This is a genomic window from Nocardia inohanensis NBRC 100128 (genome assembly GCF_001612945.1).
GTDB classification, from domain to species: domain Bacteria; phylum Actinomycetota; class Actinomycetes; order Mycobacteriales; family Mycobacteriaceae; genus Nocardia; species Nocardia inohanensis.
This window is the reverse complement of sequence record NZ_BDBK01000016.1, coordinates 310,169-333,905: the sequence shown is the minus strand read 5'-3', so window position 1 is coordinate 333,905 and position 23,737 is coordinate 310,169. Positions and strand designations below refer to the sequence as shown.

Here is a 23,737-nt window from a genome sequence, read left to right as displayed (position 1 = left end):
AGGCGCTCAACGGGACAGGCGCAGGGGCAGGGACTTCAGGCCGTTGTTGAGGTTGGAGCGGATGCGCTTGGCGTCACCTGTCTGTTCGATGGCGGGGAAGGTCGTGAGGAGTTCTTCGAAGAAGATGCGGCCTTCCAGGCGGGCCAGGTGGACGCCGAGGCAGAAGTGCTGGGCCAGGCCGAAGGAGAGGTGGGGGTTGGGGTTTCGGCGGATGTCGAAGGTTTGAGGGTTCGCGAAGACGTCTTCGTCGCGGTTGGCGGAGGTGTACCACATGGCTACCTTGTCGCCGGATTTGATCGGGGTGCCGTTGATTTCGGTGTCGGCGGTGGCGGTACGGCGGAAGTAGTGCAGGGGGTTGGCGTAGCGGAGGATCTCCTCCACCGCGCCGGGGATGAGGGACGGGTTGTCGCGTAGGGCCTGAAGCTGGGCGGGGTGCTGGAGCAGCAGTTGCAGGCCCGAGGAGAGCATGGTTTTGGTGGTGTCGTTGCCTGCTGTCACCAACTGGGTGAAGAAGCTGCCGAATTCCAGGTCGGACATGGGGTTTCCGCCGAAATTGCCGGCGAGGATCAGGGAGGTGAGGTCGGCGGCGGGAGGTTCGGTGCGGCGGCGCATGGAGAATTGGATGGCGTAGATGGCCATTTTGGTGACCTCGGCGGTGGCGTCGAAATCGCCCACCAGGTCCGGATCCTGTTGGCTGACCGATTGTTCGGCCCACCGGCGGAGGCTGGGCCAGTCTTCGGCGGGGATGCCGAAGAGGCCGCCCACCACTTGGCTGGGCAGGACTCCGGCTACGTCGTGGACGAATTCGACTTCGCCGTCCACGTTTTCCAGCAGGGCGCGGGTCAATTCGCGGATGCGGTCGGCCAGGTCGCCGATCACACGGGATTTGAAGTGTTCGGCGAGGGGTTTGCGGTATTCGGTATGGCGGGGCGGGTCCATCATCAGGAGCATGTTGCGGGTTTGCTCGAGTCGTTCGGGGGGCTGGTTCTCCAGGATCACGCCCTCGCGTTCGGCGGAGAACAGCAGCGGGTTACGGGCCACGTGGGCGACGTCCGCGTGTTTGAGGACGGCCCAGTAGCCGGGTTCACCGGGCATGTCCTGCCAGTACACGGGCTGCGTGCGGCGCAGTTCGGCGAAGATCTCGTGGATCGGCCCGTCCACGTACAGCTGCGGATCGTAGATGTCCTCGACCGTGCTCACGGCCCACCTCGGTATTCACTTGCGAGTGTTCGGCTTCCACGCCCGACGCTAGCGAGCGGTGGTGATTCGCACGGCGGTTCCCGGGGGCCGTCTCACTGAATGGACACCGCGTCAGTGAATAGACAGCACGGACAGGGTCATAGGTAGGGGTCGGCGATCTCGCGCAGTCTCGTGAGGGCATCGCGCAACTGCCCCATGCGCTTCGGGCCCAGATGCGCGGCCCATTCGTCCTGGATCGAGGTGGCGATACGGTTCGAGAAATCGGCCATGGCCTGCCCGCGCGCACTCAGCTTGATCAGCCGGGCCCGGCCGTCGGTGGGGTCCGGCACCCGTTCCACGTAGCCGGTCCGCTCCATCTGATCGATCAGGAAGCCGGCGGTCTGCTTGGTGATCTGTGCGCGTTCGGCGAGCACGGTCAGCCGGGTGCCCTCCGGGTCGATCTGCGCGGCCAGCCGGCCCTGCGCCACCGTGATGTCGCCGTGCCCGGATTCGGCCAGGGCATCGAAGATCCGGCTCTCCATGGAGCGGTGGGCGATCATCATCAACAGGCCCACATTCAGCTCGTCGGCGGCCATTCCACTCCTTGACGATAGTCAGACTCTCTGACTATATTAGTCAGACACGCTGACTAATACTACGGGAGGCACCCGATGTCGGCACCCACCCCATACGTCGAACTCTTCGTCGATCCGCCCTGCCCCTACACCTGGATCGCCTATCGCTGGCTCGGCGAGGTCGCCCGCCGGCAACCCCTCGAACTACATCTGCGATTGATGAGCCTGGCTCGCCTCAACGCCGGGCAGCGCCTGGCCCCCGACCAGCGCCGCCAGATCCGGCGCGCCACCGATATGACCCGGGTGGCCGCCGCCGTCCAGCAGCTCTACGGCGAGCAGTCGCTACGCGACTTCTACTCCGCCGCAGCCGGATTCCTGTTCGCCCCCGAGCACACCGACGTGGTGCTGCGCGGCCGCCGCGATCCCCGCCCCTGGTCCGAACTGCTCGAAAAAGCCATCGCCGCAGGACTTTTCGAAGCCGGGCTACCCGCCGCGCTCGCCGCGGCCGGCCGCACCGACCGCTACGACGCGACGCTGTACGCCAGCCACGACGAGGCCATCGCCACCGTCGGGGCAGATGTCGGCACCCCGGTGCTGCGCATCGACGGCCACGCCTGCTTCGGCCCGGTACTGGCCTCGGTCCCGCGCGGTGCGCACGCGGTAGCACTGTTCGAATCAGTGCAAGCGCTCGCCGCCTACCCGGACTTCTTCGAGCTCAAGCGAACTCGGCGTCCGGTCCTCGACTTCCATTGAATCCCAGTGAGGTGACCGTCATGGATCGCGAATCCAGTTGGCAGGTAATCGAACAGCAGCGGCTGGCCATCGCCGACCTGGTGGAACAGCTCTCCCCGGAAGAACTGCGCACGCCATCGCTCTGCACCGGCTGGAGCGTGCGGACGGTCGCCCTGCACGTGGCCGCAACCCCGGTGGCTCCGCCGCTGATCAAACTGCTGCCCTTCGCCTTCCGCGCCCGAGGCGACTACAACCGCATGGTCGACATGCTGACCCGGCATTTCGCGCAGGACCCGGACTTCGAGCCGGTCGCCCTGCTGCGCGCGCACGCGGCCTCGCGGAAACTGCCGAAGCTCACCAACTATCGCAATATCCTCTTCGACAGCATCGTGCACGGACAGGACATCGCCATCCCACTGGGCCGCACCCTGCCGGTGGCGCCCGAGGCCGCGGCCGCCGCGGCCGACCGGGCCGTGCAGGTCGGGCGACCGGTGTGGGACAAGCATCGGCTGGACGGACTGCGCCTCGTCGCCACCGACACCGGCTGGAGTCACGGCAGCGGCGCAGAGATTCGCGGGCCGATGCTCGCGCTGCTGCTCCTGATCACCTGCCGCCCAGCCGGATTCGCGCAAGTATCCGGTCCGGGCGTGGAGATCCTGCGCGCCCGGCTCCAACCCGCACCCGCCGGATCCGACGCCCCACCACCTCGAGGCTAGCCCGCGCATGGCCGGCGCCGGCGACGCCCGGCGGGGTGGAGTCGACGGCGCCGGCCGGGGCGGCGGGGCGCGCGGACCATCGAGTGGGCGATCAGCGACGATGGGACGCATGCCAGCAGCAGCCATCGTCTTCGATATGGACGGCGTACTCATCGACACCGAACCGATCTGGGAAGAGGTGCGCCGCGGCTATATCGACGAGCTGCACGGCCGCTGGCTGCCCGGCACCCAGGACCGGCTGATGGGCATGAGCACCGCCGAATGGGCGAACTACCTCAGCACCGATCTCCTCGACGGCAAACGCACCCCGGACCAGGTCGCCGACGACGTCATCACCTGGATGGCCGACCGCTACGCCGACCATCTCCCGCTGCTGCCCGACGCCGTGGACACCGTGCGGCGACTGGGCGCGGACTACCCACTCGGACTCGCCAGTTCCTCACCCCGCCGCCTGATCGACGTGGTGCTCGGGCACATGGGTGTGCGAGACCTGTTCCACACCACCGTCTCCACCGAGGAGGTCGAACGTGGCAAGCCCGCCCCCGACGGCTATCTCGCCGCGGCCGCCGGGCTCGGCATCGCCCCGGAGCTCTGCGTGGCGATCGAGGACTCCAGCAACGGCCTCCGCTCGGCCGCCGCCGCGGGTATGACGGTTATCGCCGTCCCGCACCACCGCTATCCCCCGGCCCCAGATGCCATGGCGTTGGCCGCCTACACCGCGGACACCGGCTTGAATGAACTCACCCCCGAACTGATCAACGCCCTCATCAGCTGACGAGCCCGGCCGCGCACCGCGGTACGCCCCTACGCCATGAGCACCGCGGGTAGATCGGGCGCGGGATCTCCCGGCCGGCTCGAGCGCGTCCCGTACGCCGCCCCACGTGGCACGCCACACCCCTCGTAGCCTGGCCTGCTCTGGCCGGATCTCACCGGTCAGCCGGAACGGTTCGCAGCCCGGCGCGACCTGCGTCACCACGGCGGAATTCGCGTGCGGGCGCGGGTGTTTCCGACTCTGCGGCGGACGAGTAGCGCCCGCCACGGAGGCACACGCGGGCGATGTCCGGTATGCGCGGATGACCCTCGCACCGGGCGCGCCGAGCTAATGGGAGGATCGTGGCTATGTCCGAGCAGACCGCCGCACCGCAGACCGTCGCCCCAGCTACCACCGCCGAGCCGGTAGAGCTGTGGGCCGAGCGCACCGGGCCGCGCGCCTACACCGGCCGCAACAACCGCGGCGGCGAGGTGCTGATCGCCTCGCAGGGCGTGCCGGGCGCGTTCACGCCGGGTGAGCTGCTGAAGATCGCGCTCGCGGGGTGCACCGGGTTGAGCGCCGACTTCACGCTCTCGCGCAAGCTGGGCGAGAGCTTCGATGCCACGGTGCGGGTTTCGGGGGACGCCGATCGGGAGAACGAGGTGTACCCGGAGCTGAACGAGGTCCTGGAACTGGATCTCAGCGAGCTGGACGAGGCCACCCGCGAGCGTTTGCTGGTCGCGGCGCAGCGCTCCATCGACCGGGTGTGCACGGTGGGCCGGACCCTGAAGGCCGGGACCACGGTCAATCTGACCTTCAAGATCGACGAATGACGGGCGGCCCGGTGCGGCTCAGCGCCTGGGTGCACGGAACCGTCCAAGGGGTCGGATTCCGCTGGTGGACACGGTCGCGGGCACTCGAGCTCGGGCTCACCGGGTACGCGCGCAACCATCGCGACGGCCGGGTGCACGTGATCGCCGAAGGCGCGCGGGCCGACTGCGAATCCTTGCTCACCCTGCTACGTTCCGGGAATACTCCGGGGCGGGTGGACCTGGTTGTGGAAGACTGGGGCACCCCACAGGGCGGTATGAGCGGATTCGAGGAGCGTTAGTGCGCGGAGAGTTCAAGGAGTCGATCGTTGGCCGTTGAACGCTTCGGCGGCAAACCGGACGATCCGGATCGCCCCTCCGAAAACGGTCCCGCCGAGGATGATTCGCGGCTGACGGCATCCGACACCGGGCCGACCGAGACCACCCACAAACTCCCCAACGAGGCGATTCCGGACGCGCCGGGCCCAGCTCCGGACGCGCCCACCACGCCGTATCCGTACCCGCCCACCGCGCCCGCGCCGGGCACCCAGGCCGCGCCGATTCCCGGTATGCCCGTGCCGGGCGCGCCGGTCCCCGCGGTTCCCCCCGCCCCCAAGCGCGGCAGCATGTCGCGGCAGGAGGCCGGGGTCACCCAGCCGCGCCCGCCGTCGGTGGCCGAGGCGCGCGCCCGGGACAAGGCGCGCAAGCGCGCCGAGGAGCAGCAGCGCGCGGAGGCCGACGCGGCCGAGAACAAGCGGAAGAAGCGCAAGAAGCTGCTGATCGGCGGCATCGCGGTGGTCGGCGTGGCCGGCCTGGTCGGCGGCGGCTATCTCGCCTACAGCGCGCTCACCGGGCCCGACGTCACCGCCTACTGCACCATCGTCGCCCAGAAGGGGCAGGTGGTCGATCTGGGCAACGGGCAGACCATCACCGCCGACCACGACGATCAGGAGATCGTGGTGCCCGACGACAGCTGCCAGAAGGCCACCGCCTCCGGCACTTCCGGCACCTATCACGGCGGCGGCATCTACATCTTCAACGGCGGCCAGTACCGCTACTACTACGGCGGCGGCAACAACACCATCGGCAAGGCGCCCAGCGGCGGCACCACGGTGAAACCGAAGGGCGCGAGCATCACCACCAAGAGCGGCACCACCATCCAGCGCGGCGGGCTCGGCTCCAAGTCGAGCGGCGGCGGCTCGTAATGCGGCGGGTACGCGGCACGCCCCGTCCGGGCTGGCAGCAGATCATCGAAAGCCAAGGGCTGGTTTACGGTTCGCCCGGCCGCGACGCCTCCGGGCAGCCGCGCCCGTACTGGGACGAATCGGTGCATTACGAGTTCGACATGGCCGAGATCCTGGCGCTGGAAGCCCAGGTCGAGGTGCTGCACACCATGTGCCTGCACGCCGTCGAACAGATCGTGCTCACCGAACGCTTCGCCGATTTCGGTCTGCCGCAATGGAGTTGGGAACACATCGCCAACTCCTGGAAGCGCTCCGATCCGCACATCTACGGCCGCTTCGATCTGCGCTACGACGGGCGCGGACCGGCGAAGCTGCTGGAGTACAACGCCGATACGCCCACCTCCCTGCTGGAGGCGGCGATCGTGCAGTGGCACTGGCTGACCGACACGCACCCGGACGACGATCAATGGAATTCGTTGCACGAGAAGCTGGTCGAACGCTGGGGCGAGGTGCGCGAGCTGCTGCCGACCGCCGAACTGCACTTCACCTGGTCCGGCGCCGACGCCTCCGGTGAGGACAATGTCACCACCGCGTACATGCAGGAGACCGCCGCCGAAGCCGGCTTCGACACCATCGCGCTGCCCATCGAGGAGCTCGGATTCGATACCGAGCTCGAACGTTTCGTGGATCTGGCCGAAGCGCCCGTCGATTCGATCTTCAAGCTCTACCCGTGGGAATGGGTCCTCGACGACGACTTCGGCAAGCGGGTCGTGCAATCGCTGCCGCAGTCCATGTGGCTGGAACCGCTGTGGAAGACGCTGCTGTCCAACAAGGCCCTGCTCGCGGTCATGTGGGAGATGTACCCGGGACACCCCAACCTGCTCCCCACCTACCTCGACGATCCGCACGAGCTGACCGAGTACATTCGCAAACCGAAGCTGGGCCGCGAGGGCGCGAACATGACCATCGTGGGCGCGGGCCTGGAGACCGCCACCGGCGGCGTGTACGGCGCCGAAGGCTACGTCTACCAATTGCTGGACCCGCTACCGGAATTCGACGGGATGCGGCCCGTGCTGGGCGCCTGGATCGTCGGCGACACCTCCGCCGGGCTGGGCATCCGCGAAACCGCCGGTTTGATCACCGACGACGGCGCGGCCTTCGTCCCGCATCGCATCCCGCAGTCCTGACCCCACTACCAGTTCGACCCACCACCCTGGAGGACCAAGAATGACCACCACTCTCGCGCTCGAAGCGGGGTACTGGAGTTCGCTCGGCCGTGGCGTAGGCGCGATCCTCCTCTACGCGCTGGTCGGCCTGGTGCTCATGCTCGTCGGCTTCTACGCCGTCGACCTGACCACGCCCGGCAGCCTGCGCGCCATGGTGGCGCAGGGGCTGCCGAACGCGGTCGTCGTGAGCGCGGCGGGCATGCTGTCGATGGCGTTCATCGTGGTGCTGGCCATCTACTCCTCGGCCGGCAAGCTCGGCGAGGGGCTCATCGCCGCCGCCATCTACGGCCTGGTCGGCATCGTGGCGCAGGTGGTGTCGGTGCGCGTGCTGGAGCTCGCCTTCGGCATCAATATCGGTGAGGTGCTGAAGAAGCCCGAATTCACCACCGAGGCGCTGGTCGTCGCCGCCGCGCACTTCGCCCTCGGTCTGGTCGTAGCCGTCGCGATTCTCTGACCCCCGTCATTCCGGCACGCTTTAAGCCGGAATCCACACGGTTCGCCAGGTTGTGGATCCCGGCTTAGAGCATGCCGGGATGACGAGGGTCTAGCGGATCCGGCTGTACTTGATGAACGCCACGCCGTCCTCGAATACGCGGCTGGTCAGCACGCGGAAGCGGGCGGCATCGGGCAGGCGGGCGCATTCGCCGAAGAGCGGCCGCCCCTTGCCAAGCACGATCGGGTAGAGCTTCAGGAAGACCTGATCGATCTCGGGCAGCAGCTCCCGCGCCAGCTCACCGCCGCCGCACAACCAGATGCCGAGTCCCTTCTCCCGCTTGAGTTCTCGCACCCGCGCGAGCGGATCACCGGAAATGAGCTCCACATCCGACGCGGGAGCCTCGGGAAGTGTTGTGGAGACCACGAACTGCCGCAGGTGCGAATAGGGGCTCGAGGTCCCCGTCCGCACCCCGAAATCGTGTGTCTTGCGGCCCATGATCACGGTGTCGAAATTGTGGCTGGGCTTGTCTACCCCGAGCGCCTCGCGCACCTTGGTCGGCAGCGTCTCGGGATACTGCGCGATGATCGCCGGCCCGTGATCACCCCCGACGGGAAAGAAGTCCACCGATCCCTCATCGGTGGCTATGAACCCGTCGATCGTCGCCGCGACGTAGTAGGTCAGTTTGCGCATCAGTTTCCTCCGGCCGGCATCACCCGATGCCGCTGTGAAAACGGTAGCGCGTCAAGCCCTTCAGTAGGGAGGCTCCGCCCGGACCATACCGCTGACCGGGTCAGTTGCGCGGGCGCGGCTGGCAGCGCGGGCAGGAGAACGACGAGCGGTTCATGAACTTCTCGCGCACCATGGGCGCCCCGCAGCGGCGGCACGGTTCGTGCTCGCGGCCGTAGGCGTTGAGGGAGCGCTCGAAGTAGCCGGATTGACCGTTGACGTTGACGTACAGGGCGTCGAAGGAGGTGCCGCCGGCCAGCAGCGCCTCCGCCATCACCTGCTGGGTCTCGACCAGCAGTTTGTGCAGCGCGGGCTTGGTCAGCTTGGCGGCCGGGCGCTCGCCGTGGATCTGGGCACGCCACAGCGCCTCGTCGGCGTAGATATTGCCGACGCCGGAGACCACGGTCTGATCCAGCAGCAGCCGCTTGATCTCGGATTGCTTGCCGCGCAAGGTTTTCACCACGCGATCGGCATCGAAGAGCGGATCCAGCGGGTCGCGCGCGATATGCGCCGCGGACTCGGGCACCCAGGTCCCGTCGACCTGCACCAGATCCGACAGCATCCACCCGCCGAAGGTGCGCTGATCCACGAACCGCAGTTCGCTGCCGTTATCCAGCCGGGCGATGATGTGCGCGTGCTTCTCCACGGGCGCGCCGGCGGGCTGCACCAGCATCTGCCCGCTCATGCCCAGATGCACGACGAGTGAGGTATCGGGCTCGTCGAAGGTGAGCCACAGGAATTTGCCCCGCCGGTTCGCGGACTCCACACGCAAACCGGTCAATCGGGCGGCGAGATCGTCCCCGCCGAGGATATGCCGCCGCACCGACCGCTCGTGCTTGACGGCAACCGAATCGACGACGCGGCCCACCACATGCTCGGCGAGCCCGCGCCGCACGACTTCGACTTCGGGAAGTTCCGGCATCCGGCGCTAGCTCTTGGCCGAATCCGAACCCTCGGGCGTGTTCTCGGCGATCAACGCCTGATAGGCAGCGCCCGCGGCCTTCTGTTCCGCTTCCTTCTTGGAGCGGCCCACCCCCTGGCCGTAACCCTTCCCGCCGATCACCGCCGTGGCGGTGAACTCCTTGTCGTGATCGGGTCCGGTGGAGGTGATCTCGTAGGCCGGCACGCCGATGCCACGCTCGGCGGTCAACTCCTGGAGACTGGTCTTCCAATCGAGCCCGGCACCCATACGGGGTCCGCGCTCGAGCAATGCGGCGAACAGACGCAGCACGACATTTCGCGCCACTTCGATGCCGTGCTGCAAATGCACGGCACCCAGCAGCGACTCCATGCCGTCGGCGAGGATGCTCGGCTTGTCCCGGCCGCCGGTGAGCTCTTCGCCCTTACCGAGCAGCAGGTGACGGCCGAGACCGCCCTCGCCCAGCCCGCGCGCCACTTCGGCGAGCGCGTGCATATTGACCACGCTCGCGCGCAGCTTCGCCAGCTCACCCTCGGATTTGTCGGGATGCTCCAGGTAGAGGCGTTCGGTGATGCTCAAGCCGAGCACCGAATCGCCCAGGAACTCCAGGCGCTCGTTGGTGGGCAGCCCACCGTTCTCGTAGGCGTACGACCGGTGCGTCAGCGCCAGGCGCAGAAGATCCGGTTGCACGTCTACGCCGAGCGCCTCGAGCAGGCTGGCGTGGTCTGCTGCGTCACCCACGGCGGGGACTTCGGCAGCGTCCTTGCTGGCGGTCACGTCGGTGATGATCGGGCGGATCAGACCGCCGCGGTGACCTGACGGCCCTTGTAGGTGCCGCAGGACGGGCACGCGATGTGCGGGAGGGTCTGCTGGCCGCAGGCGCGGTTCGGGCAGGTGATCAGGGTCGGCGCGGCGGCCTTCCACTGGCTACGCCGTGCGTGGGTGTTGGCACGAGACATCCGGCGCTTCGGAACGGCCACGACTAGTTCTCCTCTGAATCTGTTTCGGCTGACTGTTTTGGCAGCGTGCCATTGGCACCCGTACCAGGGGATTCGACCGCGAAATTCGCGAGCCCGGCCCAGCGAGGGTCAAGTATCTCATGGGTATGGCCGGATTCCGCAATCGCCATCCGTATGCCGCATTCCGGGCACAGTCCCTCGCAGTCGTCTTCGCACAGCGGCTGCAAAGGCAGTTCCATACCGACGGCGTCGATGATCACCGGTTCCAGATCGACGGTGTCCTCGATCAGGCGCGGGATCTCGTCTTCCTCGGTGGTCTGCTCGGTAGCGCTGTCCGGGTAGGCGAAAAGCTCGGTGAGCTGCAACTCGATCTCGTCGGTGAAAGGCTCCAGGCAGCGCGTGCACTCGCCCGCGATGGGCGCGGTCACGGTGCCGGTGACGAGTACACCCTCGGATACCGACTGCAACGTCAGATCCAGTTCGACCTGCGCACCGACGGGAATCGCGACCAGATCCAGGCCGATCTTCTCTTCGGTGGTGACGGTGCGGTGCAGATCTTTCCGCGAACCCGGGGCTCGGCCGAGACTGCGCACGTCCAGCACGAAGCCCACGTCGGCCGGGATATGGCGACGACGCGAACCGGAACCGGAATCAGCGGGCATCTACGAATTCACCTCGGGGTAAAGGGTGGAATGGGCAACCACTCAACAATACCGAAGCGGTCCGGCCGCACTCAAACCGCCCACAGCTCGGCCTGGGCCGGGCTGTGGGGCAAGGGGTTCCGAGGGGGCGCGGCGGCTAGCGGCGGAAGTCGGCGGCGTAATCCGGCACGGTCGTACCGGATCGCACCTGGTGCCGGCCGCGGCCGATGACGCGCAGCGTGCTCTGCAAGGTCTCCTCGAAGTCGGCGAGTTTGCCGTCCACGTAGTCGTCGCATTCGGCGCGCAGGCGGTCGGAGTCGGCCTGGGCGGCGTCGATGAGCCGGGCGGATTCGGTGTGCGCGGCGCGGACCACTTCGGTCTGCGAGACCAGGCGTTCCTGTTCGGCCTTGCCTTCCGCGACCGAGCGGTCGTAGCTGGCCTGGCCGGAGGCGATCATGCGATCGGCCTCGATGCGGGCGCGGCCGGTGACGTCCTCGTACTCCTTGTTGCCGTCGGCGACGACCCGCTCGGCCTCGGCCTCGGCGGAGCTCACCAGGTGTTCGGCGTGCGCGCGGGCCTCGGCGACCATGCGATCGGCGTGCGCCTTGGCGTCGGCCAGAATGCGGTCGGCCTCGTCACGGGCGCCCGTCACGGTGTCGTGGGCCTGCGCGTTGGCGCTGCTCACCGTGGTGTCGGCGGCGGTGCGGGCATCGGTGACGATCTTGTCGCGATGGTCGAGGACGTCCTGGGCGTCATCCAGCTCGCCGGGCAGCGCTTCACGGACGTCGTCGAGCAGTTCGAGCACCTCACCGCGCGGCACGATGCAATTACGAGTCGGCGGAATGCCCCGCGCCTCTTCGATGATGGCCACGAGTTCGTCGAGCGCTTCGAATACCCGGTACATGCTGCTTCCCCACTCTCCTGCCGGTACTGCGACCCTGCCGCCAGTGCTGTGTGCGGCGAGCCGCTCGCCTTGTCGCCAGTCTGCCCCGCTTCGGGCGTTGACGCCCGGTCCTATCCGGCGTGTCGGAGAGCTGTTTCACAGACCACAAAAACAACTGGAGGAAACGCCTCCAGTTAGTGTTAAATTCTTAGAAGTAACTAAGTGCTGGACCGAGGCAGCGAAGCCTCCCGCGGTTGACAGTTCGTTTTGTTCAGTCAATGCTGAACAAGCAGAAGGAAGTGGAACGCTCTGCCGGGCTACCGCCCGACGTGTTCGATGGGAAATGACGATGGCTGTCCTGGACATCCCGCAGCGGGCCGTAATGCCGGTCCCCACCCTGGCTCACACCTACGCGTACGGCATCGAGGCCGCACGCGTCGCCGGGGCACGCTGGAGCGGACAGCTCGGCGCCTGGCTGCGCGGCGAGGCCGCGTTCGCCCAGCTCATTCGTTTCGCCCTGGTCGGCGGGTTGTCGAATATCGGCTACCTGCTGCTGTTCTTCGCCTTCTACGGCGGCGGGCCGCAGCTGGCCAACCTGGCCGGGTCCATCGTCTCCACCGCGGTCGCCAATGAACTGCACCGGCGGCTGACCTTCCACGCGGCCGGGCGGGTGCGGTGGTTCACCGCGCAGCTCGAGGGCGGCGGACTGGCGCTGGCCGGATTGGCCATCACGGCGGGAGCTTTGGCGGTACTGGAGACCACCGCGCCCGGGCTCACCGATCTGGCGCAGGCCGCGGCGGTGCTCGCGGTGACGGCGGCGGTCGGCACCCTGCGCTTCCTGACCCTGCGGCTCTGGGTCTTCTGATTCCCTCCTGATCCACCGGAACTCCTCTTCCGATTCACCGGAACCGTTCGCGGGCGTGCCGCGTCCAAACTCTCAACGGATCCGATCCAGGAGAGGAGTTCCGATGGTGCGAGGACGCGGATGCCTTGGGGGACGGCGAGATACGGCCGGGCCCAGACCGCAACGCCCGGCCCGCCGCGGCTGCGCGACGATGCCGCGGCACGGCCGGCGACCGGGCCGCTCGGGTGAGGCGGCCGAATGACCGGTTGCGCATCGAAGATGCTGACCCGCAAGCTCACCGAGGGCTGTCAGACCCCGACGATTCACAGCCGCCGGGAGCGGCATCGCCTGCTGATCGACGCGGTGCTACCGGAAATGCCGGGCCAATCCATCGTCAGCCATCAATCGGCGGCGGTGGTGTACGGCACCGCGCTCTGGCACGCGCCGCTGGAACGCGTCTGCCTCACCCGCAATCGCCGGGGCGGCGGGCGAGTCCGCCCCTTCACCAAAGTCCATGGCTCGCCGGTCGATTCGGCCGCCGAGGTGGACGGCCTGCTCGTCACCACCCCCGCCCGCACCGTCGTCGATCTGGCGCTTTCGCTTCCGTTCGACGCGGCCGTGGTCGCCGGTGACGCCCTGGTCGGCATGTTCGCCCTGACCCCCGAATCCCTCGCCGAGGAGGTCGAACGGGCCAGATGCCGCCACGGCATAGCCAAAGCCCGGAAGGTGACGAGCCTGCTGGACGGGCGCAGCCAGAGCCTCGGTGAATCCCTGAGCCGCATCATGATTCACCGCCTCGGCCTGCCCACCCCACGCACCCAGGGCAATGTCCTGACCCCCGACGGCCGTTTCGTGGCCCAGGTCGACTTCTACTACGAAAACGCCGGTGTCCTCTGCGAATTCGACGGCGCCACCCGGTACGGCAGACTCATCCGCCCCGGCCTCGACCCCGCCGAACTCATCCGCCGCGAACAGATCCGCGAAACCTATCTGCGCGCACTGGGTTTCGAGGTGGTCCGCTGGACCTGGAAAGACCTGCTCGCCCCCACCGCCGGCACCCGCCTGGCCGCCGCCCTGGCCCGCGCCGGCCGCCGTCGCCCCGACGGCCGCATCATCCCCGCCGTCGCCCCCGAACCCCGACCAATCCCCATCCACCCCTTGTGATTTCACCCCCAGTTCGACCGGTGGGCGCACTCCCCCACGCGCCCACCGGCTATCTCACTTCTGCCGCTCCGCGATCCGCTCCAGCAACCGCTTGTGCACTGCGGCCGGCAGCAGATCGGCGATATCCCCGCCATAAGCCGCAACTTCCTTCACCAGCGAACTGGACACGAAACCATAATGCGGATTGGTAGCGATGAAGAACGTATCCACCCCCGTCAGCTTCCGATTCATCTGAGCCATCTGAAGCTCGTACCCGAAATCGGTAGCATCCCGCAGCCCCTTCACAATCGCCGTGATCCCCTCCCGCTTCGCGAAGTCCACCAGCAACCCCCGCCAGGACTCCACCCGCACATTGGGCAAATGAGCCGTGACCTCCCGAATCATCTCCATCCGCTCGTCAATCGTGAACATCCCCTGCTTGTTCGGATTGACCACCACCGTCACCACCACCTCATCGAACTGCGCGGCCGCCCGCGCGATCACATCGAGATGTCCATTGGTCACCGGGTCGAACGACCCCGGGCACAGTGCTCCAGCCATGGCCGAACGCTACCGCATACCGCGCTGGTCACCGACGGCGGCGAGATCCCGGTGGAAAGGAAGTCGTAGCTGCTGGAAAGCAGGAACTCCTGTCCGAGGTCCGCGGACAACGCCTTGCGGAGATCCGCCGTAGCCGCGGCCTTTACTTCGACGACGGTGATATCGTCGCGATCGCGCAATCACTGCGGTTAGTCAGCTGGCCGCTTCGTATTCGGCGAGGTCGATGCGGGTCTCGCCGTAGTCGCGGGACTTCAAGGGGGTGAAGGCCTTCGGCCAGTCGATTGCCGGGGAGCGGGTGGAGCGTTCGACTACTACGAGGGCTTCGTCGTGGAGCCAGCCGTTGTCGGCGAGGGCTTGGAGATCGGCGTGGACGGCCTCGGCTTCGAGGGCGTAGGGCGGGTCGGAGAAGACCAGGTCGTAGGGGGCGCTGGGGGGTTTCGCAGCCAGGACGGCCGAGACCGGGGCCAGGCGGAGTTCGGCGCCGGAGAGGGACAGGTCGGTGATGTTGGACTTGATGACGGCGGCGGCCTTGCGGTCGGATTCGATCATCAGGGCGTGGGATGCGCCGCGGGACAGGGCTTCCAGGGCCAGGGCGCCGGAGCCCGCGTAGAGGTCGAGGGCGCGGATGTTCTCGAAGTCCATGCGGGCGTGCAGGAGGCTGAAGAGGGCCTCGCGGACTCGGTCGGAGGTGGGGCGGGTGCCGGCGGGCGGGACACGGAGTCGTCGCCCGCCGGCGGTGCCGGCCACGATGCGGGTCATTCCGCGGCGGCCTCGGTGAGGCTGACCTCGACCAGGAGGTCGCCGCCTTCCACCTGCTGGACCTTGCTGATCGCTACGCGGCGGACGGTACCGGCGCGAGGAGCGGTGATGGCGGCCTCCATTTTCATGGCTTCGATGGTGCCGATGGTGTCGCCGGCGGAGACCGAATCGCCTTCGGAGACAGCGAGGGTGACCACGCCGGCGAAGGGGGCGGCGATGTGGCCGGCATTGGTCTTGTCGGCCTTCTCGGCGACCGGGACCTCGCTGGCGATGGAGCGGTCGCGGACGGTGATCGGGCGGAGCTGGCCGTTGAGAATGCACATGACGGTGCGCATGCCGCGTTCGTCGGGCTCGGAGATGGCTTCGAGGCCGATGAGGAGGGTGACGCCCTTCTCCAGCTGGACGCGGTGTTCCTCGTCGTGGCGCAGACCGTAGAAGAACTGGTTGGCCGACAGGCCGGTGGTGTCGCCGAACTTCTCGCGGTGGGCGAGGAATTCGGCGGTGGGGCCGGGGAACAGCAGGCGGTTGAGGGTGGCGCGGCGGTCGGCCGAGCTGCCGTTCAGGCCCGCTTCGTCGGCGGCGGTGAGCTGGGTTTCCGGCTTGGCGGGGCCGCGACCGGCGAGGGCGCGGCTGCGGAACGGTTCGGGCCAGCCGCCGGCGGGGGTGCCGAGTTCGCCTCGCAGGAAACCGATTACGGAGTCGGGGATGTCGTAGCGGCCGGGATCGCTCGCGAAGTCCTCGACGTCGACGCCGCTGCCGACCAGCGCCAGGGCGAGGTCGCCGACGACCTTGGAGGACGGGGTGACCTTGACCAGGCGGCCCAGGAGACGGTCCGCCGCAGCGTATTTGGACTCGACCTCTTCGAACTGGTCACCGAGACCCAGCGCGATGGCCTGCTGGCGCAGGTTCGACAGCTGGCCACCCGGAATCTCGTGGTGGTAGACGCGACCCGTCGGGCCGGGCAGGCCGGATTCGAAGGGCCCGTAGACCTTCCGCAGCGCCTCCCAGTACGGCTCCAGATCGCAGACGTTCTGGAGGTTCAACCCGGTGTCGTGCGGCGAATTGGCCGCCGCCGCGACGATTGCCGAGAGCGCGGGCTGAGAAGTGGTGCCCGCCATGGGCGCCGACGCACCGTCCACGGCATCCGCACCGGCCTGCCAGGCCGCCAGATAGGTGGCCAGCTGACCGCCGGGGGTGTCGTGGGTGTGCACGTGCACCGGCAGATCGAATTCGCTGCGCAGCGCGGTGACCAGCGTGTGCGCGGCCGGAGCCCGCAGCAGACCGGCCATGTCCTTGATGCCGATGACGTGCGCCCCGGCCTCGACGATCTGCTCGGCGAGCTTGAGGTAGTAGTCGAGGGTGTAGAGGTTCTCGTTCGGGTTCGACAGGTCGCCGGTGTAGCTCATGGCGACTTCCGCTACCGCCGTACCGGTTTCGCGCACGGCGTCGATGGCGGGCCGCATCTGGTCGACATTGTTGAGGGCGTCGAAGATGCGGAAGATGTCGATGCCGGTCGCGGTGGCCTCGGAAACGAAAGCGCGCGTGACCTTTTCGGGGTACGGCGTGTAACCGACGGTGTTGCGGCCGCGCAGCAGCATCTGCAAGTTGATGTTCGGCACGGCTTCGCGCAGCGCGGCCAGCCGCTCCCACGGATCCTCGTACAGGAAGCGCAGCGCCACGTCATAGGTTGCGCCGCCCCAGCATTCGATGGACAGCAGCTCCGGCGTCATCCGCGCCACATGTCCCGCCACATCGAGCAGGCCGTTGGTGCGCACCCGGGTGGCGAGCAGCGACTGGTGCGCGTCACGGAAGGTGGTGTCGGTGACGGCCACCCCCTTGCGATCGCGCAGCCAGCGCGCGAACCCTTCCGGCCCCAGCTCCAGCAAGGTCTGCCGCGATCCGGCCGGCGGCGGCTGGGTCATATCGAGCGCGGGCAGCTTGTCGTGCGGGTACACCTTGGTCGGCCGGGTGCCGTGCGGCTTGTTGACGGTGACATCGGCCAGGTATTGCAGGATCTTGGTGCCCCGGTCGGCGGAGCTCTTCAAGGTGAGCAGTTGCGGTCGCTCGTCGATGAACGAGGTGGTGACCTTGCCCGCCCGGAAGTCCGGATCGTCCAGCACCGCCATCAGGAACGGAATATTGGTCGTCACGCCACGAATACGGAATTCGGCGACGGCCCGGCGAGCGCGCGCGATGGCGGTCGAGAAGTCCCGTCCGCGGCAGGTGAGCTTGACCAGCATGGAGTCGAAGTAGGCCCCGACCTCCGCGCCGACGTTCGCGCCGCCGTCGAGCCGCACGCCCGCGCCGCCCGGCGACCGGTAGCCGGTGATGCGGCCGGTGTCGGGCCGGAACCCGTTGGCCGGATCCTCGGTGGTGATGCGGCATTGCAAGGCCGCGCCGCGGATGTGGATCGAATCCTGGCTCAGCCCGAGGTCTTCGAGGGTTTCGCCGCCCGCGATCCGCATCTGCGACTGCACCAGGTCGACATCGGTGATCTCCTCGGTCACCGTGTGCTCGACCTGGATGCGCGGGTTCATCTCGATGAACACGTGATTGCCGCGCTCGTCGAGCAGGAACTCCACGGTGCCCGCGCACGAGTACCCGATCTGCTTGGCGAACGCCACGGCATCGGCGCAAATCCGGTCGCGCAGTGCGGGATCCAGGTTCGGCGCGGGCGCGAGCTCGATCACCTTCTGATGGCGGCGCTGCAACGAACAGTCGCGCTCGTACAGGTGGATGACATTGCCCTGCTGGTCCGCGAGGATCTGCACCTCGATATGGCGGGGGTTGATCACCGCCTGCTCCAGGAACACGGTGGCGTCACCGAACGCCGATTCGGCCTCGCGCGCGGCGGCTTCGATGGCCTCGCGCAGCTGCGCCCGATCGGCGACCCGGCGCATTCCGCGCCCGCCGCCACCGGCGACGGCCTTCACGAAGACCGGGAACTCCATCTGTTCGGCGGCGGTCACCAGCTCGTCCACGTTCGCGGACGGTTCACTGGACTTCAGCACCGGCAGCCCGGCGGCCTTGGCGGCGGCGATGGCGCGCGCCTTGTTGCCGGTCAGCTCCAGTACCTCGGCCGACGGCCCGATGAAGGTGATGCCCTCGCGCGCACAGGCGGCGGCCAGGTCCGGGTTCTCGGAAAGAAAACCGTAACCGGGGTAGACGGCATCCGCGCCGGCCGACTTGGCCGCGTTGATGATCTCCTCGATGGACAGGTACGCCCGGACGGGATGCCCGGGCGTTCCGATCTGATACGCCTCGTCGGCCTTGAGCCGGTGCACGGAGTTGCGATCCTCGTACGGGAAGACCGCCACCGTTCCGATGCCGAGTTCGTAGGCTGCACGAAATGCGCGAATGGCGATTTCACTGCGGTTGGCGACCAGGACTTTGGAGAACATTCGCCTAAGGTACCTGCCCCCGCATCTCGTTCGGGCATCGAAGTCCCGTTCGCAGCAATCTTCACAGTCACACCCCGGCCATTTGCGAATTTGTGTTAATCACCCGGACACATGCCTGCCGGTGAGCACTGCGCTCGATACACCCCTGGATTCGCCACCCTGTTAAGCACGGCCGGGCCGGAATCCCCACGCCACCGCTGGATTCCCGCGCACCGCATCGGCGCGAGCCGCGTGCGTGGCGCGAGCGAGTCGCGCATGGCTCTATGCTTGTCAGCGCAGTCGGTTCGCCCGGCGCGGCCGCGGAAGCCTCCGCCCGGCGCGCCCGGCGTCGAAACCGGTTCCCCGCCAAGCGGTTCGAACCGGTGAAGAGGGAATCCGGTGAGAATCCGGAACTGTCCCGCAGCGGTATGCAGGAACGACCGCCGTCATACGCACTGGGTGAGCCCACCTGGGAAGCGACGGCCATTAGGTCGGCCATTCGAGGCCGGTGCCCGCGAGTCCGAATACCTGCCGAATGTGCCGGATACGCCGTATTCGGCGGTCTCCGCCTCGTGGATCGGGTGGACGGACCGGTGGTGTTCCCTCGGACCGGTGTGAACCGGTGTCTTCGGGGTACCCGGGTTCGTGCACGCCTATGGCGGTGACCCGTGGCCTTGGAACACATGGAGATACCTGTGACCAACACTTCGCCTTTCACCGCGACGGTTCTGGGGTTGCCCCGGATCGGGCCGAAGCGGGAGTTGAAGCGCGCGATCGAGTCCTATTGGGCGGGGCGGATCGGCGCGGAGGAACTGCGTGCGGCCGGCCGGACGTTGCGCACCGAGCAGCTGCTGGCCGTGACCGCGGCGGGACTGGATTCGGTGCCGGTGGGCACCTTCTCCTACTACGACCAGATGCTCGATACCGCCGCCATGTTCGGGGCGCTGCCGCCGCGGGTGGCCGGGATCGCCGATCCGCTGGACCGCTATTTCGCGGCCGCGCGCGGCACCGATACGGTCGAGCCGCTGGAGATGACCAAGTGGTTCGATACCAATTACCACTACCTGGTGCCGGAACTCGGTGCGCACACGGAGTTTTCGCTGCATCCGGAGCAACTGCTCGATGAGCTGCGCGAGGCCATGGCGCTGGGTGTGGCGGCCCGGCCGGTGGTGATCGGGCCGCTGACCTTTCTGAAACTGGCCAAGGATGGCGAGGGTGATCCGTTGCGGCGGATCGACGCGCTGTTGCCGCTGTATCGGGAGCTGTTGCGCCGGTTGGCCGATGCGGGCGCGCACTGGGTGCAGATCGACGAACCGGTGCTGGTCACCGATCTCACCCGCGACGAACTGGCGCTGGTCGAGCGCGTTTACCGGGACCTGTCCGCCACCGACGATCGGCCCGCGATCCTGGTCGCCACCTATTTCGGGCGACCGGGCGCGGCGCTGCCGATGCTCGCCGCCACCGGAATCGAGGGTGTGGCACTGGATTTCACCTCCGGTACCACTCCCGGCACCGCGAGCACCGTCGAGGATGTCGCGGCGGTTCCGGCATTGACGGGCAAGCTGGTGGTGGCGGGTGTGGTCGACGGCCGCAATGTGTGGCGCACCGACCTGGACCGGGCGCTGGCCACCTTGGGGACACTGCTGGGCAGTACCGGCGCACTGGTGGTCTCGACCTCCAGTTCGCTGCTGCACGTGCCGTATTCGCTGGACCCCGAATCGGGAGCCGATGCCACGCTGCGGTCCTGGCTGGCCTTCGGTGCGGAGAAGGTGATCGAGGTGCGGACGCTGGCGACCGCCCTGCACCAGGGCACCGGCGCCGTCACCGAGGAACTGACCGCCGCTCGTGCCGCGCTCGCCACCCGCACCAGCGATCCCCGGTTGCGCAATGACACCGTCCGCGCCCGGCTGGCCGCGCTCGGCCCGGAGGCCACCAGGCGCACCCCCGCCGCGGAACGTCTTGCGCTGCAACGGGAACACCTGGACCTGCCGCTGCTGCCGACCACCACCATCGGCTCGTATCCGCAGACCCCGTCGATCCGTAAGGACCGCGCCGCACTGGTCAAGGGCGAGATCACCCCCGAGCAGTACCGCGAGCGCATGCGCGCCGAGATCGCCGATGTGATTGCGCTGCAAGAGAAGCTGGGCCTGGACGTGCTGGTGCACGGTGAACCCGAACGCAATGACATGGTGCAGTACTTCGCCGAACAGCTCGACGGCTTCTTCGCCACCGCCAACGGCTGGGTGCAGTCCTACGGCACCCGCTGTGTGCGCCCGCCCATCCTGTACGGCGATGTGGCGCGCCCGAATCCGATGACGGTGGAGTGGATCGCGTACGCGCAGTCGCTCACCGGCAAGCCGGTCAAGGGCATGCTCACCGGCCCGGTCACCATTCTGGCGTGGTCCTTCGTCCGCGATGATCAGCCCATCGAGGACACCGCTCGCCAGGTCGCCCTCGCCATCCGCGACGAGACCCTGGATCTGCAAGCGGCGGGCATCCGCATCGTGCAGGTGGACGAACCCGCGCTGCGCGAACTCCTCCCGCTGCGCACCGAAGCCAAAGCGCGCTACCTGGATTGGGCGGTCGGCGCGTTCCGGCTGGCCACCGCCGGGGTCGCGGACGCCACCCAGATCCACACCCACCTCTGCTATTCGGAGTTCGGTGAGGTGATCGACGCCATCGCCGCCCTGGACGCGGACGTGACGTCGATCGAGGCGGCCCGTTCGCACATGGAGGTGGTCGACGACCTCAATGCGGCGGGCTTCCATCTGGGGGTCGGGCCGGGCGTCTACGACATCCACTCGCCGCGCGTGCCCAGCACCGAGGAGATCGGCGCCTCGCTCGGTGAAGCCTTGAAAGCCGTTCCGGCCGAACGGCTCTGGGTGAACCCGGACTGCGGTCTGAAGACCCGTGGCCCGGTGGAGGTGGAGGCCGCCCTGCGCAACATGGTCGCCGCGGCAGCCGCGCTGCGCTGACGAAGAAGGCCCGCGATCGTTCGATCGCGGGCCTTCACCGGTTCACGCCACCGGGCGCAGGGGGCGCGGTGGTGGGCCGGTGTATTCGGAGAGCGGGCGGATGAGGGCATTGGATTGCGATTGCTCGATGATGTGCGCGGTCCAGCCGGTGATACGGCTCATCACGAAAATCGGTGTGAACATGTCGATGTCGAAGCCCATGAGGTAGTAGGCCGGACCGGCGGGGAAATCGAGGTTCGGTTCGATGCCGGTGGCCTCGGCCATCGCGGACTCCAGCTCGGTGTACATCTTCAGCCAGGTGTGACCACCGGTGAGGTCCGCGACGTCCTCGAGCGCGGCGCGCATGGTGGGGACCCGGGAGTCGCCGGCGCGGTAGACGCGATGACCGAAGCCCATCACCTTCTGTTTGCGGGAAAGCCTGTCCCGCAGCCAGTCCCGGGCCCGCTCGGGGTCGCCGATCTCCAGCATCATCCGCATGACGGCCTCGTTCGCGCCGCCGTGCAGCGGACCCTTGAGCGCGCCGATGGCCGCCGTGACCGCGCTGTACATATCGGATTCGGTGGAGGTGACCACGCGGGCGGCGAAGGTGGAGGCGTTGAAGCTGTGTTCGGCGTACAGGATCAGCGATGCCTCGAACGCGCGGACCAGGCGCTCGTCCAGGTGCCGCGCGGTGGCATCGGGTGCACCGAAGCACATGTAGAGGAAGTTCTCCGCGAACCCGCGCGCCGGATCCGGGGCGATGGGGTCCAGCCCACGACGGCGGCGCATATCGGCGGCGATGACGGTGGGCAGCACCGCCGTCATTCGTAATGCCTTGTCCAGCAGCGCTTTCCGACTGCGGCCGCGGTCCTCCAGGGGATCCTCCGCGCCCAGGTAGCTGACCACGGTGCGCACCACGTCCATCGGATGACAGGTTTCGGGCAGCCGCGCGACGAGCGCCAGCAGCGAGCGGTCGGCTCGGCGCAGCGCGCGCTCACGCTGACCGAGCTGTTGCAGTTGCTCGCGATTCGGCAGTTCGCCGAACCACAGCAGATAGGCGACCTCCTCGAACCGGCATTGCCGGGCCAGCTCCTGCACCGCGTAACCGCGATAGGTGAGGGTGCTGGTCTCGGACACCACCTTGGAGATGGCGGTGGTGTCGACCACCACGCCGGCGAGGCCCTTCTTGATCTCGGTCATGAGAATCACTCGCTCACGGTGAAATTGAAGATATCGGAATCGAATTCGTTGTAGCGGGGGTACTCGAGCAGTTCGTAGAGCCGAGCGCGATGCTGCATGCGGTCCACGAGCGCGGATTGGGTTCCGGTGGCGGCGATTTCGCGCAATCCGGCTTCGACGGCGAACATGGCCAGGCGCAGCGTGGTGACCGGATAGATGACGGCGTTGTAGCCGAGCGCCTCCAGCTCGGGGGCGGAGATGAGATCGGACTTGCCGAACTCGGTCATATTCGCCAGCAGCGGGACATCCACGGCGGCACGGAATTTCGCGAACTCGCCAGCGTCCGCGAGCGCCTCGGTGAACACGAGGTCGGCTCCCGCGTCGACGTACACCTTGGCCCGGTCGATCGCCGCGCCCAAACCCTCCGTGCCCCGCGCGTCGGTCCGCGCGCAGATGGTGAAGCCGGCGTCGCGCCGAGCCGATACCGCGGCCCGGATGCGCCGCACCATATCCGCCACCGGCACCACGGATTTCCCGTCCAGATGCCCGCACCGCTTGGGGTTCACCTGATCCTCGATATGACATCCGGCCAGCCCGGCGTCCTCGAGCATGGTCACCGTGCGCGCCGCGCTCATCGGTTCCCCGAATCCGGTATCGGCGTCGATGAGCACCGGCAGGTCGGTCACCCGCGCGATCTGCCGCCCGCGCTCCACCACCTCGGTGAGCGTGGTCAGCCCGATATCCGGCAGCGCCAGCTCCGCCGACACCACCGCCCCGGAGACATACGCCCCTTCGAACCCGAGTTCCTGAATGAGCTTGGCCACCAAGGGATTGAACGCACCCGGCAGCCGCTGGATCCGCCCGCTGCTCAGGCCCGCCCGGAACGCCGCGCGCTTCTCCCCCGCCGTGGCGGCCGACACCATCAGCCCGCTCATGCCGCCCACCGTCCTACGCTGATGCAATGACCCAGCCGCGCCTGCGCTACCGCCTGATCACCGGACCCGACGACGCCACCTTCTGTGAGCGCATCAGCGGACTGCTCGATGAGGGCTATCAGCTGTACGGGTCGCCGTCGGTCACCTACAACGGCAGCTCGGTCATCGCGGCCCAGGCCCTGGTGTGGGGCGGGGAGCTGCGCGACGGTGGCCCGCATCGCCCCTGACGGGGCGCCGGCGAGATCG

At 67.9% G+C, this 23,737-nt stretch carries 25 protein-coding genes and 1 riboswitch; of the genes, 12 read left to right on the top strand and 13 right to left on the bottom strand.

Annotated elements, in window-relative coordinates; genetic code table 11:
* Positions 1 to 6: 6 nt before the first annotated feature.
* A complete protein-coding gene (locus tag NI1_RS29695) occupies positions 7 to 1,200 on the bottom strand; it encodes a cytochrome P450 (RefSeq protein ID WP_067827174.1) in 1,194 nt (397 codons plus the stop codon).
* Between the two features lie 137 nt (positions 1,201 to 1,337).
* Positions 1,338 to 1,775 (bottom strand): MarR family winged helix-turn-helix transcriptional regulator, encoded by a 438-nt coding sequence (locus tag NI1_RS29690; RefSeq protein ID WP_067827172.1) that lies wholly within the window; start codon positions 1,773 to 1,775, stop codon positions 1,338 to 1,340.
* Between the two features lie 75 nt (positions 1,776 to 1,850).
* Between NI1_RS29690 and NI1_RS29685 the strand changes: the two genes are divergently transcribed.
* From NI1_RS29685 to NI1_RS29650, 8 genes are all read left to right on the top strand, one after another.
* Positions 1,851 to 2,507: a mycothiol-dependent nitroreductase Rv2466c family protein gene (locus NI1_RS29685; protein ID WP_067827169.1), complete on the top strand. Its 657-nt coding sequence runs from the start codon at positions 1,851 to 1,853 to the stop codon at positions 2,505 to 2,507.
* Positions 2,508 to 2,527: 20 nt separating this feature from the next.
* Positions 2,528 to 3,202, top strand: a complete 675-nt coding sequence (locus NI1_RS29680) for a maleylpyruvate isomerase family mycothiol-dependent enzyme (protein ID WP_067827782.1) — start codon at positions 2,528 to 2,530, stop codon at positions 3,200 to 3,202.
* 109 nt (positions 3,203 to 3,311) lie between these two features.
* Positions 3,312 to 3,977: an HAD family hydrolase gene (locus tag NI1_RS29675; RefSeq protein WP_067827167.1), complete on the top strand. Its 666-nt coding sequence runs from the start codon at positions 3,312 to 3,314 to the stop codon at positions 3,975 to 3,977.
* Between the two features lie 344 nt (positions 3,978 to 4,321).
* A complete protein-coding gene (locus NI1_RS29670; protein WP_067827165.1) occupies positions 4,322 to 4,786 on the top strand; it encodes an OsmC family protein in 465 nt (154 codons plus the stop codon).
* Positions 4,783 to 5,064: an acylphosphatase gene (locus NI1_RS29665; RefSeq protein ID WP_067711244.1), complete on the top strand. Its 282-nt coding sequence runs from the start codon at positions 4,783 to 4,785 to the stop codon at positions 5,062 to 5,064. Before NI1_RS29670 ends, NI1_RS29665 begins: the two co-directional genes overlap by 4 nt.
* Before the next feature lie 27 nt (positions 5,065 to 5,091).
* Positions 5,092 to 5,967 (top strand): hypothetical protein, encoded by an 876-nt coding sequence (locus NI1_RS29660; protein WP_245663463.1) that lies wholly within the window; start codon positions 5,092 to 5,094, stop codon positions 5,965 to 5,967.
* Positions 5,967 to 7,133 (top strand): glutathionylspermidine synthase family protein, encoded by a 1,167-nt coding sequence (locus NI1_RS29655; RefSeq protein ID WP_067827161.1) that lies wholly within the window; start codon positions 5,967 to 5,969, stop codon positions 7,131 to 7,133. Before NI1_RS29660 ends, NI1_RS29655 begins: the two co-directional genes overlap by 1 nt.
* A gap of 40 nt (positions 7,134 to 7,173) precedes the next feature.
* Positions 7,174 to 7,626 (top strand): DUF350 domain-containing protein, encoded by a 453-nt coding sequence (locus NI1_RS29650; protein WP_067827159.1) that lies wholly within the window; start codon positions 7,174 to 7,176, stop codon positions 7,624 to 7,626.
* A 90-nt stretch (positions 7,627 to 7,716) separates the two neighbouring features.
* Here NI1_RS29650 and NI1_RS29645 read toward each other — a convergent pair whose 3' ends face one another.
* The 6 genes from NI1_RS29645 to NI1_RS29620 all read right to left on the bottom strand — a co-directional run bounded on the left by NI1_RS29645 (position 7,717) and on the right by NI1_RS29620 (position 11,757).
* Positions 7,717 to 8,298: a dihydrofolate reductase family protein gene (locus NI1_RS29645; protein ID WP_067827156.1), complete on the bottom strand. Its 582-nt coding sequence runs from the start codon at positions 8,296 to 8,298 to the stop codon at positions 7,717 to 7,719.
* A gap of 100 nt (positions 8,299 to 8,398) precedes the next feature.
* Positions 8,399 to 9,256, bottom strand: a complete 858-nt coding sequence (mutM, locus tag NI1_RS29640; protein ID WP_067827153.1) for a bifunctional DNA-formamidopyrimidine glycosylase/DNA-(apurinic or apyrimidinic site) lyase — start codon at positions 9,254 to 9,256, stop codon at positions 8,399 to 8,401.
* Positions 9,257 to 9,262: 6 nt separating this feature from the next.
* A complete protein-coding gene (gene rnc / locus NI1_RS29635) occupies positions 9,263 to 10,030 on the bottom strand; it encodes a ribonuclease III (RefSeq protein WP_067827150.1) in 768 nt (255 codons plus the stop codon).
* 20 nt (positions 10,031 to 10,050) lie between these two features.
* A complete protein-coding gene (gene rpmF, locus NI1_RS29630) occupies positions 10,051 to 10,233 on the bottom strand; it encodes a 50S ribosomal protein L32 (protein WP_067711232.1) in 183 nt (60 codons plus the stop codon).
* 2 nt (positions 10,234 to 10,235) lie between these two features.
* A complete protein-coding gene (locus NI1_RS29625) occupies positions 10,236 to 10,874 on the bottom strand; it encodes a YceD family protein (protein WP_067827146.1) in 639 nt (212 codons plus the stop codon).
* A 136-nt stretch (positions 10,875 to 11,010) separates the two neighbouring features.
* Complete coding sequence (locus NI1_RS29620; protein WP_067827144.1) at positions 11,011 to 11,757, bottom strand: DivIVA domain-containing protein; 747 nt, start codon at positions 11,755 to 11,757, stop codon at positions 11,011 to 11,013.
* Positions 11,758 to 12,085: 328 nt separating this feature from the next.
* On the opposite strand from NI1_RS29620, the gene NI1_RS29615 reads away from it, so the two are divergent.
* Both NI1_RS29615 and NI1_RS29610 read left to right on the top strand, forming a co-directional pair.
* Positions 12,086 to 12,601, top strand: coding sequence for a GtrA family protein (locus NI1_RS29615; RefSeq protein WP_084523913.1), 516 nt, complete (start codon positions 12,086 to 12,088; stop codon positions 12,599 to 12,601).
* Positions 12,602 to 12,838: 237 nt separating this feature from the next.
* Entirely contained in the window at positions 12,839 to 13,744 is a 906-nt protein-coding gene (locus NI1_RS29610; protein WP_067827142.1) for a putative endonuclease domain-containing protein, read from the top strand.
* A 54-nt stretch (positions 13,745 to 13,798) separates the two neighbouring features.
* On the opposite strand, the gene coaD is transcribed toward NI1_RS29610, so the two are convergent.
* The 3 genes from coaD to NI1_RS29595 all read right to left on the bottom strand — a co-directional run bounded on the left by coaD (position 13,799) and on the right by NI1_RS29595 (position 18,444).
* Positions 13,799 to 14,284, bottom strand: coding sequence for a pantetheine-phosphate adenylyltransferase (coaD, locus tag NI1_RS29605; protein WP_067827139.1), 486 nt, complete (start codon positions 14,282 to 14,284; stop codon positions 13,799 to 13,801).
* A 192-nt stretch (positions 14,285 to 14,476) separates the two neighbouring features.
* Complete coding sequence (gene rsmD, locus NI1_RS29600; RefSeq protein WP_067827136.1) at positions 14,477 to 15,043, bottom strand: 16S rRNA (guanine(966)-N(2))-methyltransferase RsmD; 567 nt, start codon at positions 15,041 to 15,043, stop codon at positions 14,477 to 14,479.
* Positions 15,040 to 18,444, bottom strand: a complete 3,405-nt coding sequence (locus NI1_RS29595; RefSeq protein ID WP_067827133.1) for a pyruvate carboxylase — start codon at positions 18,442 to 18,444, stop codon at positions 15,040 to 15,042. Before NI1_RS29595 ends, rsmD begins: the two co-directional genes overlap by 4 nt.
* Before the next feature lie 333 nt (positions 18,445 to 18,777).
* Positions 18,778 to 18,973, top strand: a riboswitch (cobalamin riboswitch).
* 133 nt (positions 18,974 to 19,106) lie between these two features.
* On the opposite strand from NI1_RS29595, the gene metE reads away from it, so the two are divergent.
* Entirely contained in the window at positions 19,107 to 21,398 is a 2,292-nt protein-coding gene (gene metE / locus NI1_RS29590) for a 5-methyltetrahydropteroyltriglutamate--homocysteine S-methyltransferase (protein WP_067827774.1), read from the top strand.
* A gap of 42 nt (positions 21,399 to 21,440) precedes the next feature.
* On the opposite strand, the gene NI1_RS29585 is transcribed toward metE, so the two are convergent.
* Positions 21,441 to 22,577, bottom strand: coding sequence for a bifunctional 2-methylcitrate synthase/citrate synthase (locus NI1_RS29585; protein WP_067827772.1), 1,137 nt, complete (start codon positions 22,575 to 22,577; stop codon positions 21,441 to 21,443).
* A 5-nt stretch (positions 22,578 to 22,582) separates the two neighbouring features.
* Positions 22,583 to 23,491 carry a methylisocitrate lyase gene (gene prpB / locus NI1_RS29580; protein ID WP_067827130.1) on the bottom strand — a complete coding sequence of 303 codons (909 nt, stop codon included), beginning with the start codon at positions 23,489 to 23,491 and terminating at the stop codon, positions 22,583 to 22,585.
* A 26-nt stretch (positions 23,492 to 23,517) separates the two neighbouring features.
* Here prpB and NI1_RS29575 point away from each other — a divergent pair, with 26 nt between their 5' ends.
* Positions 23,518 to 23,718, top strand: a complete 201-nt coding sequence (locus NI1_RS29575) for a DUF1737 domain-containing protein (protein WP_067827127.1) — start codon at positions 23,518 to 23,520, stop codon at positions 23,716 to 23,718.
* The last annotated feature ends 19 nt before the right edge of the window (positions 23,719 to 23,737 follow it).

Bases quoted from the DNA above. Each gene is read 5' to 3' on its own strand.
- NI1_RS29690 (WP_067827172.1), bottom strand. From the start codon at position 1,775: ATGGCCGCCGACGAGCTGAATGTGGGCCTGTTGATGATGATCGCCCAC.
- NI1_RS29685 (WP_067827169.1), top strand. From the start codon at position 1,851: ATGTCGGCACCCACCCCATACGTCGAACTCTTCGTCGATCCGCCCTGC.
- NI1_RS29680 (WP_067827782.1), top strand. From the start codon at position 2,528: ATGGATCGCGAATCCAGTTGGCAGGTAATCGAACAGCAGCGGCTGGCC.
- NI1_RS29675 (WP_067827167.1), top strand. From the start codon at position 3,312: ATGCCAGCAGCAGCCATCGTCTTCGATATGGACGGCGTACTCATCGAC.
- NI1_RS29670 (WP_067827165.1), top strand. From the start codon at position 4,322: ATGTCCGAGCAGACCGCCGCACCGCAGACCGTCGCCCCAGCTACCACC.
- NI1_RS29665 (WP_067711244.1), top strand. From the start codon at position 4,783: ATGACGGGCGGCCCGGTGCGGCTCAGCGCCTGGGTGCACGGAACCGTC.
- NI1_RS29655 (WP_067827161.1), top strand. From the start codon at position 5,967: ATGCGGCGGGTACGCGGCACGCCCCGTCCGGGCTGGCAGCAGATCATC.
- NI1_RS29650 (WP_067827159.1), top strand. From the start codon at position 7,174: ATGACCACCACTCTCGCGCTCGAAGCGGGGTACTGGAGTTCGCTCGGC.
- NI1_RS29645 (WP_067827156.1), bottom strand. From the start codon at position 8,298: ATGCGCAAACTGACCTACTACGTCGCGGCGACGATCGACGGGTTCATA.
- mutM (WP_067827153.1), bottom strand. From the start codon at position 9,256: ATGCCGGAACTTCCCGAAGTCGAAGTCGTGCGGCGCGGGCTCGCCGAG.
- NI1_RS29625 (WP_067827146.1), bottom strand. From the start codon at position 10,874: ATGCCCGCTGATTCCGGTTCCGGTTCGCGTCGTCGCCATATCCCGGCC.
- NI1_RS29620 (WP_067827144.1), bottom strand. From the start codon at position 11,757: ATGTACCGGGTATTCGAAGCGCTCGACGAACTCGTGGCCATCATCGAA.
- NI1_RS29615 (WP_084523913.1), top strand. From the start codon at position 12,086: ATGGCTGTCCTGGACATCCCGCAGCGGGCCGTAATGCCGGTCCCCACC.
- NI1_RS29610 (WP_067827142.1), top strand. From the start codon at position 12,839: ATGACCGGTTGCGCATCGAAGATGCTGACCCGCAAGCTCACCGAGGGC.
- coaD (WP_067827139.1), bottom strand. From the start codon at position 14,284: ATGGCTGGAGCACTGTGCCCGGGGTCGTTCGACCCGGTGACCAATGGA.
- rsmD (WP_067827136.1), bottom strand. From the start codon at position 15,043: ATGACCCGCATCGTGGCCGGCACCGCCGGCGGGCGACGACTCCGTGTC.
- NI1_RS29595 (WP_067827133.1), bottom strand. From the start codon at position 18,444: ATGTTCTCCAAAGTCCTGGTCGCCAACCGCAGTGAAATCGCCATTCGC.
- metE (WP_067827774.1), top strand. From the start codon at position 19,107: ATGGAGATACCTGTGACCAACACTTCGCCTTTCACCGCGACGGTTCTG.
- NI1_RS29585 (WP_067827772.1), bottom strand. From the start codon at position 22,577: ATGACCGAGATCAAGAAGGGCCTCGCCGGCGTGGTGGTCGACACCACC.
- prpB (WP_067827130.1), bottom strand. From the start codon at position 23,491: ATGAGCGGGCTGATGGTGTCGGCCGCCACGGCGGGGGAGAAGCGCGCG.
- NI1_RS29575 (WP_067827127.1), top strand. From the start codon at position 23,518: ATGACCCAGCCGCGCCTGCGCTACCGCCTGATCACCGGACCCGACGAC.